The following is a 14600-nucleotide window of genomic DNA, read 5'->3' as shown; positions in this document are numbered from 1 at the left end:
GCCTAGCGTTCGGATCGGACGACGTACTGGCCGCACGCGACGGCGCGCAGGCCGGGCGCGCGCTCGACGAGCGGCTCGGCCGCCTTGCACGCGCGCGCGAGCGCGTCCGGGCAGAACATCGGGACGAGCCCGATCCACTCGCGGCGCACCACGCGCTGCCCGGCGCGCGCGAGCCAGCGGTCGATGCGCCGCGGCGCGTAGCTCTTCTCCTCGTGCGCGACGTGGTACGGCGACAGACGCTCGATCGCCTTCAGCACCGGGTTGTTGCCGTTCGGCTCGGCCACGACGACGGCGCGCGCCGCCGCCGCGATGCGCGCGACCGCGGCCTCCGCGTCGTAGAGGTGGTGGAGCATGAGCCGCACGACCGCGACGTCGAACGGCTCGGGCGGCGGCTCGAGCGCGTAGACGTCGCACTGCTCGAAGCGGACGTTGGCGAAGCCCTCGCAGCGGCGCGCCGCGGACTCGAGCGCGGCCGCGGCCGCGTCGATCGCGACCACTTCGGCGGCCCCCGCCTCGAGCAGCTCGCGCGTGTACACGCCGTCGCCGCAGCCGACGTCGAGGACGCGCCGGCCGCGCGCACCGGCGAAGTCGAGCACGGCGCGGCTCGTGCGCGCGCACGACAGCCGGCACGAGAGCTGGTCGGACGTCGAGTAGACGTAGCCGTCGCGCTCGCGCACGTCGGCCTCGAAGGCCTCGACGCTCTTCTCGCGCACGCTCACGGCGCGCGGCCCCCCGGGCCGTCGTCCGCACCGCGCGGCACCTCGCCGGCGTCGCGCACCTCGCCGTCGCGCACGATCGCGCGGCGCAGGAAGTGCGGCCGCCGCTTCACCTCCTCGAAGATCTTCGCGATGTACTCGCCGACGAGGCTGATCGCGAGCAGGTTGAGCGAGCCGAGGAAGAGCGTCACGAGCAGCACGGTCGTGATGCCCTTCGGCGCGGCGGAGGGGAAGAGCAGCTTCGCCGTGAACTGCGCGACGCCGAGCAGGCCGAACAGCGCGACACCGAGCACGCCCGCCGTCGACAGCGCGTCGAGCGGCGCGCGGCTGAACGACAGGATGCCCTTCTTCGCCCAGCCGATGTTGCGGAGCAGGTTGTTGGTCGAGCGGCCGAACATCCGCTCGGGCCGGACGTAGTCGACGCCCGTCTGGCGGAAGCCGACGAAGGCGCGCACGCCGCGCAGGAAGAGGTCGCGCTCGGGGAACTGCAGCATCGCGCGCACGACGCGCTTGTCCATCAGCGCGAAGTCGCCCGCGTCGTGCGGGATCTCGAGGTAGGAGAAGCGGTCGAAGAGCCGGTAGAAGGCCTTGTAGGCCACGCGCATCGCGAAGGGCGCCTCGCGCGCGACGCGCCGCCCGTACACGACGTCGAACCCCTCGCGCCACTTCGCGACGAAGGCCTCGATCAGCTCGGGCGGGTCCTGCAGATCGCCGTCGAGCAGCACGCAGGCGTTCTTCGTCGCGATCTCCATGCCGCTGCGGAACGCGGCCTGCGAGCCGAAGTTGCGCGAGTGGCTGATGCCCGTGACGCGACGGTCGCGCGCGCTGATCGCGCGGATCACCTCCTCGGAGTCGTCGGGGCTGCCGTCGTTGACGAAGACGATCTCGTAGTCGATGCCGAGCTTCTCGAAGGTCGCGGTGAGCCGCTCGTGCAGGATGGGGATCGCCTGCGCGTCCTTGTAGCAGGCGACGATGGCGCTCACGCTGTGGCCCGTCTCGAGGCCGAACGCCTTCGAGGACGCGCGATAGGCGTCGAGGTCGGAGAGCCCCTCGACCCACGCGCGCGTGCGCCGCAGCCCCTCCGCGAACGGCGTGCGCGCGCGCCAGCCGAGCGCGGCGGCGGCGCGCGTCGGGTCGGCCACCCAGTCGACGGGGCCGCCTTCGCCGCCCGTGCGCGGGTCCCACGCGCGCGGCGGCATGTCGAAGACCGGAGCGGCCGCGATGCCGAACTCGGCGCGCGCGATCTCGGCGACCTCGCCGATGCGCGTGCACGTCCCCGTCCCGACGTTGAACGACTCGCCGTAGATCGCGGGCTCGAGACGCAGCGCCGCGTCGACGAAGGCCTCGCACGCGTCGTCGACGTAGACGAGGTCGCGCGAGATCGCGGGGTCGACGAACGGCGGCAGCTCGCCCGCGAGGCCGCGGAGCACGAGCTGCGGCACGAGGCGCGACGCGTCCTCGTACGGCCCGTACACCGAGTACAGACGCAGGTTGGCGCACGGGAGCGCGCGCTCGCGCCCCATGAACCCGAGCGTCGCGGCGGCCGCGACCTTCGACGCCGCGTAGTGGCTGTTCGGGAGCGGCGCCTGCGACTCGGGCGGAGCCGCGGAGGCGCCGCCGTACTCCGACGACGAGCCCGCGTGCACGAGCGCGCGGATGCCGCGCGCGGCGAGCTCCTCCGCCAGCGCGACGGTGAACACCGCGTTCGTGCGGTGGATGAGATGCGGATCGCGCTCGTACGAGTAGGCGCCGTAGGCGACGCAGTCGAAGACGGTGAGCGGGCGGACGCGGTCGAGCAGCGCGCGCAGGTTCGACGGCACGAGCAGGTCGGTCGCGACGACGTTCTCGTCGGGCAGTCCCTCGAGCCGCCAGGCCGGGAAGCGCAGCGCCGTGCCGTACGCGTCGCGCCGCACCGCGAGCAGCATGCGCAGCAGGTTCGCGCCGACGAAGCCGCTCGCACCGAGCACGAGGATCGGGCCGTGCAGGCCGAGGATCCTGCGCTCGAGCGCCGCGTCGGGAGCGGACGACGGCGCGCCGCCCGCCGTCGCGCCGGCGGTCCGCACGCCCGCGTTCGCGTCCGCGCCCGGGTCGCCCCTCGTCGTCCCCGTCGTCATCGCGCCGCCATCTCCTCCGCGCGCGCGACGAGCGTCGCCGCGTCGAGGCCGCACTCGCGCCGGTGCCACTGCTGCGAGCCGTAGCGCCCCGACGGATACCCGCGCGCGCACGCGTGCGCGAAGCGCGGAACGCGCGCGCCGCGCTCGAGGAGCCGCCGCGCGAGCGCCTCGCCGAGCCCGCCGCTCGCGACGTGCTCCTCGGCCACGAGCAGCCCGCCCTTGTGCTCGACGTCGCGCACGAGCGCGTCGGGGAGCGCGTCCGCGTCGGGCAGCGGGAGCCGGGAGACGACCCAGAGCGCCGGGCGCGCCGACGCATCGCGCTCCGCGATCTCGGCCCACACGCCGCCCGCGAGCGGCCCCGCGCACACGACGACGCCGCGCTCGCCGTCGACGAGCCGGCGCAGCGGCGCGAGCGGCGGAACGGCCGCGCCGCGCGGCGCCTCGCAGCGGCCGAGCCGCAGGTAGCCCGGGCGATCCGAGCGCGCGAGCGCCTCGATCGCGGGTGCGACGTCGGCGTCGAACGCCGGGATCCACGCCTCCATGGCCGGCAGCGCGAGCAGGACGCCGTAGTCCTCGAGCGCGTGGTGCGTGGCGCCCATCGCGCCGTAGCCGTAGCCACCGCCGTTCCCGACGAGCTTCACGGGGAAGCCGTGCAGACAGACGTCGTTGCGGATCTGCTCGTAGGGCCTCGCATAACAGAAGGGAGCGATGCTGTAGACCCAGGCCTGGAGGCCCTGGCTCGCGAGGCCCGCCGCGACCGACACCATGTTCTGCTCGGCGACGCCCGCGTTCACGAAGCGCTCGCCCAACGCGTCGCGCAGCGGCTCGAGCGCGCGGAAGCCGAGGTCGCCCGTCAGGAACACGAACGGAGCGCGCTGCGCGAGCGCGACCCACGCGCGGCAGGCGGCGTCCCTCACGCGCCCTCCACTTCGCGGCGCGCGCGCTCGTAGAGCGCGTCGTCGAGCGGCAGGTAGTGCCACTCGAGACGGTCCTCCATGAACGAGACGCCCTTGCCCTTCACCGTGTGCAGCACGATCGCGCGCGGGCCGGGCGCTTCGCGCGCGATCCGCGCTTCGATCGCCTCCGGGTCGTGGCCGTCGCACTCGTCGACGGCGAAGCCGAACGCGCGCAGGCGCGCGGGCAGGTCGTCGATGCCGCCCACCTCCTCGGTCGTGCCGAACCCCTGCAGCCCGTTCGCGTCGACGAGCACGACGAGCGCGTCGAGCGCGTGGCGGTGCGCGAAGACGAGCGCCTCCCAGTTCGATCCCTCCTGCCACTCGCCGTCCGAGCACAGGCAGAAGACGCGCCCGGGCGCGCGCTCGAGCTTGCGCGCGAGCGCGATGCCCGCGGCGACGGGCAGACCGTGTCCGAGGCTCCCCGTCGCGACCGGAACGCCCGCGAGCGCGTTCGGCGCGGGGTGGCCGGAGAGGATCGAGCCGTCGCCGTGGAAGGCGTCGAGGTCCTCGTCGCCGAGCTCGCCGATCGACCAGAGCGCGACGTAGAGCGCGCCCGCCGCGTGGCCCTTCGCGAGCACGAACACGTCGTCGTCGCGCATCGCGCGGTGGTGGAGGACGAGCAGCGCGTCGAGCGCCGAGAGGTTGCCGCCGATGTGGCCGACGCCGGCGCGGTGGTGCATGCGCAGGAGGCGCAGACGCGCTTCGCGGCGGAGCTCGCCGAACGGCGCGTCGGGGCGGCGGCGGCGGGAGCGCGCGGTCGTCGGATCGATCTCGGCACCCATCGGGACGGCGGAGTCTATCCGTGGCGCGCCGGGGCAGGAAGCGCGCGGCGGCGCGATGCGGAGGAACGGCGGCCGCGCCGCCCGCGCGCGCACACGCACCGCGCGCAGCCGCGCGGCAGCGCGCGCGCAGCGCGCGGCGGGTGTCGCGCTCTCGGAGCGCTCGCGGAGCGCTCGCGCGCGCTCGGCCGCGGGCCGCGTCAGCGCCGCAGCCAGAGCGCGTAGCCGTGCGCGCGCGCGACCTCGACCCACGGCGCGCGCTCGCCCACCGGCGCGCGCGCCGCCGCGAGCACGCGCTCCTCCTCGTCGGCGCGCGCGCGCGGCCGCCGCGGCAGTCGCGCGCGATCACCGCATCGACGCCGTCGCGCACGAGCGCGGCGGCGGCGCGCGCGCCGGCCGCGTCGGGCTCGCACGTGCTCGCCCAGCGCCAGGCCGCGAGCCGCAGCCGCCCTTCCTCGGCGCGGCCCGCGTTCGCGAACACGTGGCGCGTATCCATGAAGCGAGCGGCCTCGAGCCGCAGCGACGGCACGAGCAGCGCGGCCGACGTCGCGATGCCCTGGCCGGCGAGCAGCCGCCTTCCGGCGAGCTCGCCGCGCAGCGGCGCGAGGAAGCGAAGGTCGTCGGGCGGGAGGCGCACATCGAGCGGCGCCTTCCAGCCGAAGCGGTGCGTCAGCGCGATGCCCTCGCGCGGCGGCGTCGCGCGCGCGACGCACGTCGCGACCACTGCGAGCGCGGCGGCGGCGAGCGACGTGCGCGCGCGCGGCCGCTCGACGAGCGCGGCGGCGGCGAGCGCGGCGCCGAGCGGAACCGGGAAGAGCATCATCACGCGCCAGTACGCGCCGGGCTGCGCGGCGCGCAGCCACAGCGGGCCCGTGAGCGGGTTCGCGAACAGCGCGACGAGGGCGAGGGCGTAGGCGACGACGAAGCGGCGCGGTGCGCCGCGCAGCACGAGCGCCGGCACCGCGACCGCGAGCACGGCGTTGCGCAGCGCGCCCGGAACGTGGCCGAACGTGAGCGCGAGGTTGGCCCACCAGGCATCGGGGAAGGGCTCGGTCCACGCGCGCACGTCGTCGGGCGGCGCGAGCACGCGCGCGAGCACGAGCGCGGCGACGCCGACGCAGTAGAGCGAGCCCGCGTTCAGCGCCGCGGCGCGCGCGAGCGCGCGCGGCGCGAACGCGGTGCGTGCGAGCATCGCGACCGAAGCGGCGGCGAAGACGCCGGGCAGCAGGAATACACCCGTTCCGCTCAGGCCGATCGCGCACGCGCCGCACAGGGCCGGGTGCAGGAGCGCGCGCGCGGAGGGCGCGCGCGCATAGCGAAGCGCGAACAGCAGGGCCGCGGGCAGCAGCACGAGCCACTGCACCATCTTGCCGACCCACAGCATGCGCCAGGCGATCCCGAACGAGCGCAGGCCCGGATCGTCGACGGCGAGGAAGGCGAACGCGGCGATCGCGCCCGCGGCGGCCGCGCGCACACCGAAGCCGAGCTCGCGCACGAGCAGCACGAGCACGCTCGCGAGCACGAGGTGCGACGCGACGATCGCGCCGTTGTGGTAGACGCCGAGCGCGTCGAGCCCGAGCACGTCGGCGACCGCGGCGATGCCGTGCTCCCACGTCGTCATCGCGTGGAGCGGCGAGATCGCCGCGAGCCCTTCCGCCGCGAACGCGGTGTCGTGGAACGCGAAGGGCGCCTCCGGATGGCCCTGCTGCCAGAGTGCGCGGTGGAAGAAGTCGAAGTCGTCGCCGCTCGGCGTGAGGAGGCAGAGCGAGAGCGCGCCGAACGCGGCGCCGATCGCGAGTGCGGCGAGCGCGGTGGCGCGCTCGCCCGGGTCGCGCCCGCGCGCGGCCGCCCGCGCGAAGCGCCCGCGCTGCGCGACGAGGAGCGCCGCGAGGAGCCCGGCGAAGAGCGGGCGCGCGACCCAGGACGCGGCGCCCGTCACCATGCACGCGTGCACGGCGACGGTCCAGGCGGCGAGCGTCTCGACGGCGAGCTCGATCGCGATCCAGAGCCAGTGCATCGGCGCTCCCCGCCACGAGGTGCCGCGGCCGCGCGCGGTCGCCGGCCCGGGGCGCGCCGAGCATACCGGCCCCGCCGCGCTCCGAACCGCCGCTAGACTCGCCCGCGTGTCGCCCGGCGCCTGGCTCGACGCGCACTTCCTGCGCAGGACATCGTCGTCGAACGAGCAGGTCGACGCGCTCGACGGGCTCCGCGGCATCGCCGTCGCGCTCGTCGTCGCGAGCCACCTGAGCAACCTCGGCCTGCACCCGCTCCCCGGCGCAGACTTCCAGGGCACGGGGAAGTACGGCGTCTATCTGTTCTTCGTGTTGAGCGCGTTCCTGCTGACGCGCCCGCTCGTCGCGCCCGGCGCCGCGTTCGGGGGCGCCGCGGCGTGGCGTCGTTATGCGGCGCGGCGCGCGCTCCGCATCTTCCCGCTCTACTGGGTCGTGCTCGCGGTGAACTGGGGGTTCACGGAGGTCTGGCCGACGCAGGCCTTCCCGTCGCTCACGAGCGAGCAGTGGGTGCGTCACATGCTGCTGCGCGAGGGCAAGGGCGTCTACTGGACGATCCCCGTCGAGCTCGCCTTCTACCTCGCGATCCCCGTCTACGCGCTGCTCGTGCGCGCGCTCGGCGGGCGGCTCGTGCCCGTCACGCTCGCGACGGCGGCGATCGTCGCGGCGTCGAGCGCGCTGTTCCCGCCCGGCGACACGCCCAACAACTCGGTGTGGATCGGCTGGTACCTGCCCGTGTTCGCGGCCGGCTCGTACGCCGCGTTCCTCGACCACCGGATTCCGCGCGCGCGCACGCTCGCCGGCGACGCGGTCGCCGCGGCCGGGCTCGCGGCCGTCGTCGCCGCGTTCCCGTCCGTCGCGCGCGCGGCGACGGGCGCGGACGTCGACAAGACGTTCCTCCACACCGCCTACCTGCCGTTCGGGATCGCGTGGAGCGCGGTCGTGCTCGGAGCCCTGCGCGCGCGCGGACCGCTCGCGCGCGCGCTCGAGAGCCGCGCGCTGCGCCTCGCCGGCGTCGTCAGCTTCAGCGTCTACCTCTGGCACGTGCCCGTGCTGCGCGCGCTCGCGATGCTCCGCATCCCGCAGCCGCAGGCGACCGCGTGGCTCGTCGTCGGCGCGAGCCTCGCGCTCGCGCTCGGCTCGTACGCGGCGATCGAGCGCCCCTTCCTGCGCGGGCCGCTCGCGCGCCGCCTCGGCCGGGGCCGGTCGTGAGCGACGCGCGCGCGCGGCGGGGCCCGTGGCCCGGCTTCGGGATCGCGGCCGTCCAGCTGTTCGGCGCGTGCGGCTTCGCGGTCGCGCAGCCGCTCTTCGACGTGCTCGCGCGCCACGCTCCGTTCCTCGTCGCGCACGGAGCGCGACCGGGCGAGGTCGTCGCGCTCGCCGCGCTCGCGCTCTTGGCGCCGACGCTCGGCGCACTCGCGCCGGTCGCCGTCGCGCGCGCGCTCGGCGAGCGCGCCGCCGCGGCCGCACTCGCGCTCGCCATCGGCGCGCTCGCGGCCGCGACCGCCCTGCCGCCGCTCCACCGCGCACCGGCGCTCGCGTTCCTCGGCGCGACGGGGGCGGCGGGCGTCGCCGCGGCGCTCGGCGCCGGAGCCGCCGCGCTCTACCGGCGGAGCGCGCTCGCGCGCCGCTTCGCGACGCTCCTCGGCGCGGCGCCGCTCGTCTTCGCCACGCTCTTCCTGCTCGCGGGGCCGGTTGCCCGGCTCGTCGTCGACACCGCGGGCGACGCGCGCGCGGCCGCGAGCCACGTGCGATCGGACGCGCCGATCGTCGTCGTCGTGCTCGACGAGTTCGGCCTCTCCGCCCTGCTCGACCGCGAGGGCCACATCGACGCCGTCCGCTACCCGGCGTTCGCCGCCCTCGCGCGCACGAGCACCTGGTATCGCGGCGCGCGCGCCGTGCACACGTCGACGCTGCACGCCGTGCCGTCGATCGCCACGGGACGATTCCCCGACCCGGCGCTCCTCCCGCGCGCGGCCGACCATCCCGAGAACCTCTTCGCGCTGTTCGCCGCGAGCCACGCGATGCACGTCGTCGAGTCGCAGACGATGCTCTTCGAGCCCGAGGCGGGTGCCCGAGCGTCGCGCGAGCCCGGCGCCTTCCGCGCGCTCGCGGCCGACGCGGCGCTCGTCTACCTGCACGTGCTGCTGCCGCCCGCCTGGGCCGCGCGCCTGCCGTCGATCGGCGAGACGTGGGGACGCTTCCGCGAGACGACCGATCGCGACCGTCAGCTCGCCGTGTTCGGCCGCAAGGCCGTGTTCGAGGGGTTCGTCGATCGCAAGGCGCGCGTCGATGCCTTCGTCGAGGGTCTCGGCGCCTGCGGCCGCGCGTGTCTCCACTTCCTGCACGTGCTGCTCCCGCACCGGCCGTGGGAGTACCTGCCGAGCGAGCGGCGCATCGTGCCGTGGGATTCGCCGGGCCTCGGCAAGCAGGAGCGCTTCGGCGACGACGCGTGGCTCGTCGACCAGGCCGAGCAGCAGTACCTGCTCCAGGTGGGCGCGGTCGACGCGATGCTCGCGCGCGTGCGCGCGCGGCTCGAAGCGCTCGGGACGTGGGACGACGCGGCGGTGGTCGTGCTCGCCGACCACGGCGTGTCGTTCCGGCCGGGTGCTTCCATGCGCTGGCTCGACGACGGCGCGGCGATCGAGGACGTCGTCCGCATCCCGATGTTCGTGAAGGCGCCGGGACAGCGCGCGGGCGCCGTGGTCGACGAGCCGGTGCTCACCGTCGACGTCCTGCCGACGCTCGCGCGCGCGGTCGGCGTCGCGGTTCCGTGGCGCGTCGACGGATGCGCGATCGCGAGCGACGCGGAGGCGCGCGCGTGCGAGCGGGCCGATGCGACGGGAGCGCGTCGACGCGTGGTGGACCGCGACGACCGCGCCCACGAGGTTCCCGACGATCTCGCGACGCGAGGCGAGGGTCTGCAGCACAGGCTCGCGCTGTTCGGCGCGGGCGACGACGACGCCTACGCGTTCGGCCCGCACCGCGAGCTGGTCGGCGTGCGCGTCGCGGAACGGGCGGGCGACGCGCCCGCCCGCTTCGCCGCGCGCTTCGACCGCGCGGCCGTCGAGGCACTCGCGCGCGACCCGGACGGCGTCTCGCTCGCGCGCATCACCGTCTTCCTGCGCCACGCGGACGGAAGCCCGGCCGCCGCCGACGAGCGCGTTCCGCTCGCGTTCGCGGTGGACGGCGTCGTCCGCGCCGTCGGCTGGGCGCGCGCGCACGCGGCCGGCTCGCTCGTCGCGCGCGCGATCGTGCCCGAGGCCGCGCTCGCGCCCGGGAGCCACCGCCTTTCCGTCCACGTCGTGGCGAGCGAGGATGGTCGCTCGCAGCCCGTGCTCGAGGCCGCGGGCGAGACGGAGGTCGTCGTTCCATGAGCGCCATCGAGATCACCGGAATCGATCACGTCGTCGTGCGCGTCCGCGACCTCGACGCGTCGCTGCGCTTCTACCGCGACGCGCTCGGCTGCCCGGTCGAGCGCCGCATCGACGCGCTCGGGCTCGTGCAGCTGCGCGCGGGCGCGAGCCTGATCGACCTCGTGCCCGTCGACTCGCCGCTCGGCGCCGCGGGCGGCGGCGCCCCCGACGACGCCGCGCGCAACGTCGACCACTTCGCCGTCGCGATCGCGTCGTTCGACGAGGCCGCGCTGCGCGCGCACCTCGCGGCGCACGGCATCGCGCCGGGCGACGTCGGCGAGCGCTACGGCGCGGGAGGGTCGGGGCCGTCGATGTACGTCCGCGACCCGGACGGCAACACGGTCGAGCTCAAGGGGCCGGCGACGAGCGCGCCGGCGGACGCTCGCTAGGCGAGCTCGAGGTTCGCGTAGCGGACCATCACGGTCTTCACGCCGACGCGGTCGAACTTGATGCGCAGCTTCTGCTCGAGGCCGTTGCCGACGACGGCGACGATCGTGCCGAGACCGAAGGTGGGGTGGCGCACGCGCGTTCCCTTGCGGATCGACGCCTCCTCGGCGCCCTCCTGCGAGAAGGAGTAGTCGAACGAGGGCTCGTCCCAGTCGCCTGTTGTGCCCGATGCGCCGGATGCGCCCGCGCCGTCGCGGCGACCGCGTCCGTCCCAGCCGCGCGCATCGCGCGTGCGCGGCGTCGGACGCGACGCGATCCGCTCGACCAGCTCCTCGGGGAGCTCCTCGAGGAAGCGCGACGGCCGCTGGTAGCTCCGCCCGCCGTAGCGGCGCCGCTCGCCCGCGTGGCAGATCCACAGCTGCTCCATCGCGCGCGTCATCGCGACGTAGAAGAGGCGGCGCTCCTCCTCGATGCCCTCGGCGCTCTGCGAGGACGACGCGTGCGGGAAGATGCCCTCCTCCATGCCCACGATCAGCACGCACGGGTACTCGAGGCCCTTCGCCGAGTGCACCGTCATGAGCGACACGCGCTCCTCGCGCTGCTCGTAGCCGTCGAGGTCGGAGATGAGGGCCACCTGGTCGAGGAAGAGCTCGAGCTCGCCGCGCTCGTCGTCGGGCGAGAGCACGTTCGCCGCGTGGAAGTCCTCGGCGCTCGCGAGCAGCTCCTTCAGGTTGTCGAGCCGGCCCTCCGCCTCGGGGCTCCCGTCCTTCTCGAGCGCGGCGAGGTAGCCGCTGCGCTCCATCACGCGCGCGAGCGCGTCGTCGATGCGCGCGCCCTCGATCTCGCGCGCGAGCCCCGCGACGAGGTCGAGGAAGGCGACGACGCGCGCGGCGCTCGTGCCCGCCGCGCCCGTCTCGACGAGGCGACCGAGCGCGTCGAGCAGCCCGATGCCCTCGCGCGCCGCCACCTCCTCCGCGCGCTCGACGGTCGTCTTGCCGATGCCGCGCACCGGGCGGTTCACGATGCGCCGGAGCGCCTGGTCGTCGCGCGGGTTCACGAGCAGGCGCAGGTAGGCGAGCACGTCCTTGATCTCGGCGCGGTCGTAGAAGCGCACGCCGCCGACCACCGCGTACGGGACGTCGTACTTGAGCAGCTCCTCCTCGATCGCGCGCGACTGCGCGTTCGTGCGGTAGAGGACGGCGAAGTCGCCGTGCTTGCGCGCGCCGCGCCGCGTGGCGTCGAGCACCTGGCGCACGACGAACTGCGACTCCTCGCGGTCGTCGACCGCCTCGAAGACGCGGATCGCCTCGCCGCCCTCGCGCTCGGTGAACATGCGCTTCTGCCGGCGGCCCGTGTTGTGCTGGACCACGGCCGACGCGCCCGTGAGGATGGGCTGCGTCGAGCGGTAGTTCTGCTCGAGCTTGACGACGCGCGCGTCCTCGTAGTCGCGCTCGAAGTCGAGGATGTTGCGGATGTCGGCGCCGCGCCACGCGTAGATGGACTGGTCGGGGTCGCCGACGACGCACAGGTTGCGGTGCGCGTCCGCGAGCAGCCGCACGAGCTGGTACTGCACGCGGTTCGTGTCCTGGTACTCGTCGACGAGCACGTACTGCCAGCGCCGCTGGTAGTGAGCCAGCACCTCCGGGTTGCGCTCGAAGAGCTCGACGGTGAGCAGCAGCAGGTCGTTGAAGTCGAGCGCGTTCGCCTCGGCGAGCAGGCGCTGGTAGGTGACGTAGAGCTCGGCCGAGAGCTCGTCGTCGATGTCGTTCGCGAGCTCGACGGCGCGCGCGGGCAGCACGCCCTGGTTCTTCCACTGGTCGATGCGCCAGCGCAGACGCCGCGGCTCGTGCGTCTTCGGGTCGAGCCGGTGGCGTCGCAGCACCTCCTTGACCACGCCGAGCGAATCGCTCTCGTCGTAGATCACGAAGCCGCGCGACCGGCCGAGATGGCCGATGTCGCGCCGCAGGATGCGCACGCACACGGAGTGGAAGGTGCCGAGCCACAGGCCGTCGCCGACCGGCCCGAGCATCTTCTCGACGCGCTCGCGCATCTCGCCGGCGGCCTTGTTCGTGAACGTGACGGCGAGGATCGAGTCGGGCGGGATGCCGCAGCCGCCGATCAGGTGCGCGATGCGACTCGTGAGGACGCGCGTCTTGCCGCTGCCGGCACCCGCGAGCACGAGCAGCGGGCCCTCGGTGCACTCGACCGCTTCGCGCTGCGCGGGGTTCAGCCCCTCGACGATCGCGGCGAGCGAGGCGGCGTCCGCGGCCCGGCTCGAGCCGCCCTCCGAGAAGTCGAACGTCACGCGCGCTCCCCCCGGCCCGTCGCGCGGGCGCGGCGGCGGAGGCTACTCGACGGTCACGCTCTTCGCGAGGTTGCGCGGCTGGTCGACGTCCGTGCCCTTGCGCGTCGCCACGTGGTACGCGAGCAGCTGCAGCGGCACGACGGCGAGGATCGACGTGAGGAAGTCGCCGAGGTGCGGGATGTGCACGACGTCGTTCGCCTTGTCGACGATCTCGCGATCGCCTTCGGTCGCGATCGCGATCACCTTGCCGTCGCGCGCGCGCACCTGCTCGAGGTTGCTCACGAGCTTCTCGTGCAGCTCGCCCCGCGTCGCGATCACGACGACGGGCATGTTCTCGTCGATCAGCGCGATCGGCCCGTGCTTCATCTCGCCGGCGGCGTAGCCCTCGGCGTGGATGTAGCTGATCTCCTTGAGCTTGAGCGCGCCCTCGAGCGCGATCGGATACATGATGCCGCGCCCGAGGAAGAGGAAGTCGTGCGCCTTGAAGTGGCGGTGCGCGATCTCCTGGATGTGCTCGTCGAGCTGCAGCACCTGCTCGACCATGCGAGGCAGGCGCGTCAGGTCGCGGATGTGCGCGCGGAGCTCGTCCTCGGAGAGGCGCCCGCGCGCCGCGCCGAGCGCGAGCGCGACGAGGTAGAGCGCGACGACCTGCGTCGTGAAGCACTTCGTCGACGCCACGCCGATCTCGGGGCCCGCGTGCGTGTAGAGCACGTCGTCACTCTCGCGCGCGATGCTCGACTCGCGGCAGTTGCACACGGACAGGATGCGCGCGCCCTGCGAGCGGCCCTCGCGCAGCGCGGCGAGCGTGTCCGCCGTCTCGCCGGACTGGGACACGGGAATCACGATGCGATCCTGGCCGAGGACGGGCTTGCGATAGCGGAACTCGCTCGCGAGGTCGACGTCGCACGGGATGCCCGCGATCTGCTCGATCATGTAGCGCCCGACCATGCACGCGTAGTACGCGGTCCCGCACGCGACGAGCGAGATGCCGCGGATCTTCTCCGCCTCGGCGCGCGTGAAGCGGATGCCGTCGAGGTCGACGAGCGCGGCCTGCTCGTCGAGGCGCGTCCCGATCGTGTCGGTGATCGCGCGCGGCTGCTCGAAGATCTCCTTCTGCATGAAGCGGTCGTAGCCGCCCTTCTGCGCGGCGACGGGGTTCCACTCGATCGCCTTGACGTCGCGATCGACCGGGCGGCCGTCGGCGTCGACGATCTGCACGCCGTCGGCGGAGAGCACGGCGAAGTCGCCGTCGTCGAGGAACGTGACCTGGCGCGTGTGATCGAGGAGCGCGGGAACGTCGCTCGCGAGATACGTGTGCCCGTCCGCCATGCCGAGGATGATCGGGCTGCCGCCCTGCTTGGCGGCGATCATGTGCGCGGGGTCGCGATCGGAGATCGCCGCGAACGCGTAGGAGCCGGTGAGGCGGCGACTCGCCGCGCGACAGGCGCCGAGCAGGTCGACGCCGCTCGCGAGCTCGGCGTCGATGCAGTGCGCGATGAGCTCCGTGTCGGTGTCCGACGCGATCTCGCGGCCGGCGGCTTCGAGCTCGGCGCGCAGCTCGCGGTAGTTCTCGATGATGCCGTTGTGCACGAGCACGACCGAGCCCGCGCGGTGGGGATGCGCGTTGCGCTCGGAGGGCTTGCCGTGCGTGGCCCAGCGCGTGTGGCCGATGCCGACGAGCCCTTCGACCGGGTCGGCCTCGAGCACGCGCCGCAGGTTCTCGAGCTTGCCGACCGCGCGGCGCACCTCGAGTGCGCCGCCGGAGAGGATGGCGACGCCCGCCGAGTCGTAGCCGCGGTACTCGAGCTTCGCGAGCCCGTCGACCAGCACGTCCATCGCGCGCCGCTCGCGCCCGACGATTCCGACGATCCCGCACATGCGCCTGCCTCCCCGCGCCCGCCCGGCGGGCCGCTCGCTC

At 74.6% G+C, this 14600-nt stretch carries 10 protein-coding genes; 4 read left to right on the top strand and 6 right to left on the bottom strand.

The window, feature by feature from the left end:
• Positions 1 to 2: 2 nt before the first annotated feature.
• From R3E88_01070 to R3E88_01055, 4 genes are read right to left on the bottom strand one after another with little or no spacing between them, the layout of a single operon-like run.
• Positions 3 to 719 carry a class I SAM-dependent methyltransferase gene (locus R3E88_01070; protein ID MEZ4215044.1) on the bottom strand — a complete coding sequence of 239 codons (717 nt, stop codon included), beginning with the start codon at positions 717 to 719 and terminating at the stop codon, positions 3 to 5.
• On the bottom strand, positions 716 to 2830 hold the full coding sequence (locus tag R3E88_01065) for an NAD-dependent epimerase/dehydratase family protein (protein MEZ4215043.1): 2115 nt from the start codon (positions 2828 to 2830) through the stop codon (positions 716 to 718). Before R3E88_01065 ends, R3E88_01070 begins: the two co-directional genes overlap by 4 nt.
• Complete coding sequence (locus R3E88_01060; protein ID MEZ4215042.1) at positions 2827 to 3747, bottom strand: transketolase; 921 nt, start codon at positions 3745 to 3747, stop codon at positions 2827 to 2829. The genes R3E88_01065 and R3E88_01060 overlap by 4 nt, the downstream gene beginning before the upstream one ends.
• Positions 3744 to 4568, bottom strand: a complete 825-nt coding sequence (locus R3E88_01055; protein MEZ4215041.1) for a transketolase — start codon at positions 4566 to 4568, stop codon at positions 3744 to 3746. The genes R3E88_01060 and R3E88_01055 overlap by 4 nt, the downstream gene beginning before the upstream one ends.
• A gap of 478 nt (positions 4569 to 5046) precedes the next feature.
• Between R3E88_01055 and R3E88_01050 the strand changes: the two genes are divergently transcribed.
• Genes R3E88_01050 through R3E88_01035 form a run of 4 tightly spaced genes read left to right on the top strand, consistent with a single transcriptional unit; the run spans position 5047 to position 10379 of the window.
• Complete coding sequence (locus R3E88_01050) at positions 5047 to 6678, top strand: hypothetical protein (protein ID MEZ4215040.1); 1632 nt, start codon at positions 5047 to 5049, stop codon at positions 6676 to 6678.
• 10 nt (positions 6679 to 6688) lie between these two features.
• On the top strand, positions 6689 to 7786 hold the full coding sequence (locus tag R3E88_01045; protein ID MEZ4215039.1) for an acyltransferase: 1098 nt from the start codon (positions 6689 to 6691) through the stop codon (positions 7784 to 7786).
• Positions 7783 to 9951 carry a sulfatase-like hydrolase/transferase gene (locus R3E88_01040; protein MEZ4215038.1) on the top strand — a complete coding sequence of 723 codons (2169 nt, stop codon included), beginning with the start codon at positions 7783 to 7785 and terminating at the stop codon, positions 9949 to 9951. Before R3E88_01045 ends, R3E88_01040 begins: the two co-directional genes overlap by 4 nt.
• Positions 9948 to 10379, top strand: a complete 432-nt coding sequence (locus R3E88_01035) for a VOC family protein (GenBank protein ID MEZ4215037.1) — start codon at positions 9948 to 9950, stop codon at positions 10377 to 10379. The genes R3E88_01040 and R3E88_01035 overlap by 4 nt, the downstream gene beginning before the upstream one ends.
• On the opposite strand, the gene R3E88_01030 is transcribed toward R3E88_01035, so the two are convergent.
• Both R3E88_01030 and glmS read right to left on the bottom strand, forming a co-directional pair.
• Positions 10376 to 12682, bottom strand: a complete 2307-nt coding sequence (locus R3E88_01030) for a UvrD-helicase domain-containing protein (protein MEZ4215036.1) — start codon at positions 12680 to 12682, stop codon at positions 10376 to 10378. The two genes, R3E88_01035 and R3E88_01030, sit on opposite strands and share 4 nt — an antisense overlap.
• Positions 12683 to 12724: 42 nt before the next feature.
• The gene (gene glmS, locus R3E88_01025) at positions 12725 to 14560 is read right to left on the bottom strand and encodes a glutamine--fructose-6-phosphate transaminase (isomerizing) (protein MEZ4215035.1); all 1836 of its coding nucleotides are present in this window, start codon (positions 14558 to 14560) and stop codon (positions 12725 to 12727) included.
• Between the last annotated feature and the right edge of the window lie 40 nt (positions 14561 to 14600).

It is taken from the genome of Myxococcota bacterium, assembly GCA_041389495.1.
Taxonomy (GTDB): domain Bacteria; phylum Myxococcota_A; class UBA9160; order UBA9160; family UBA4427; genus JAWKRT01.
The sequence above is the reverse complement of the archived record's forward strand: the minus strand, read 5'-3'. Positions and strand labels throughout refer to the sequence as shown.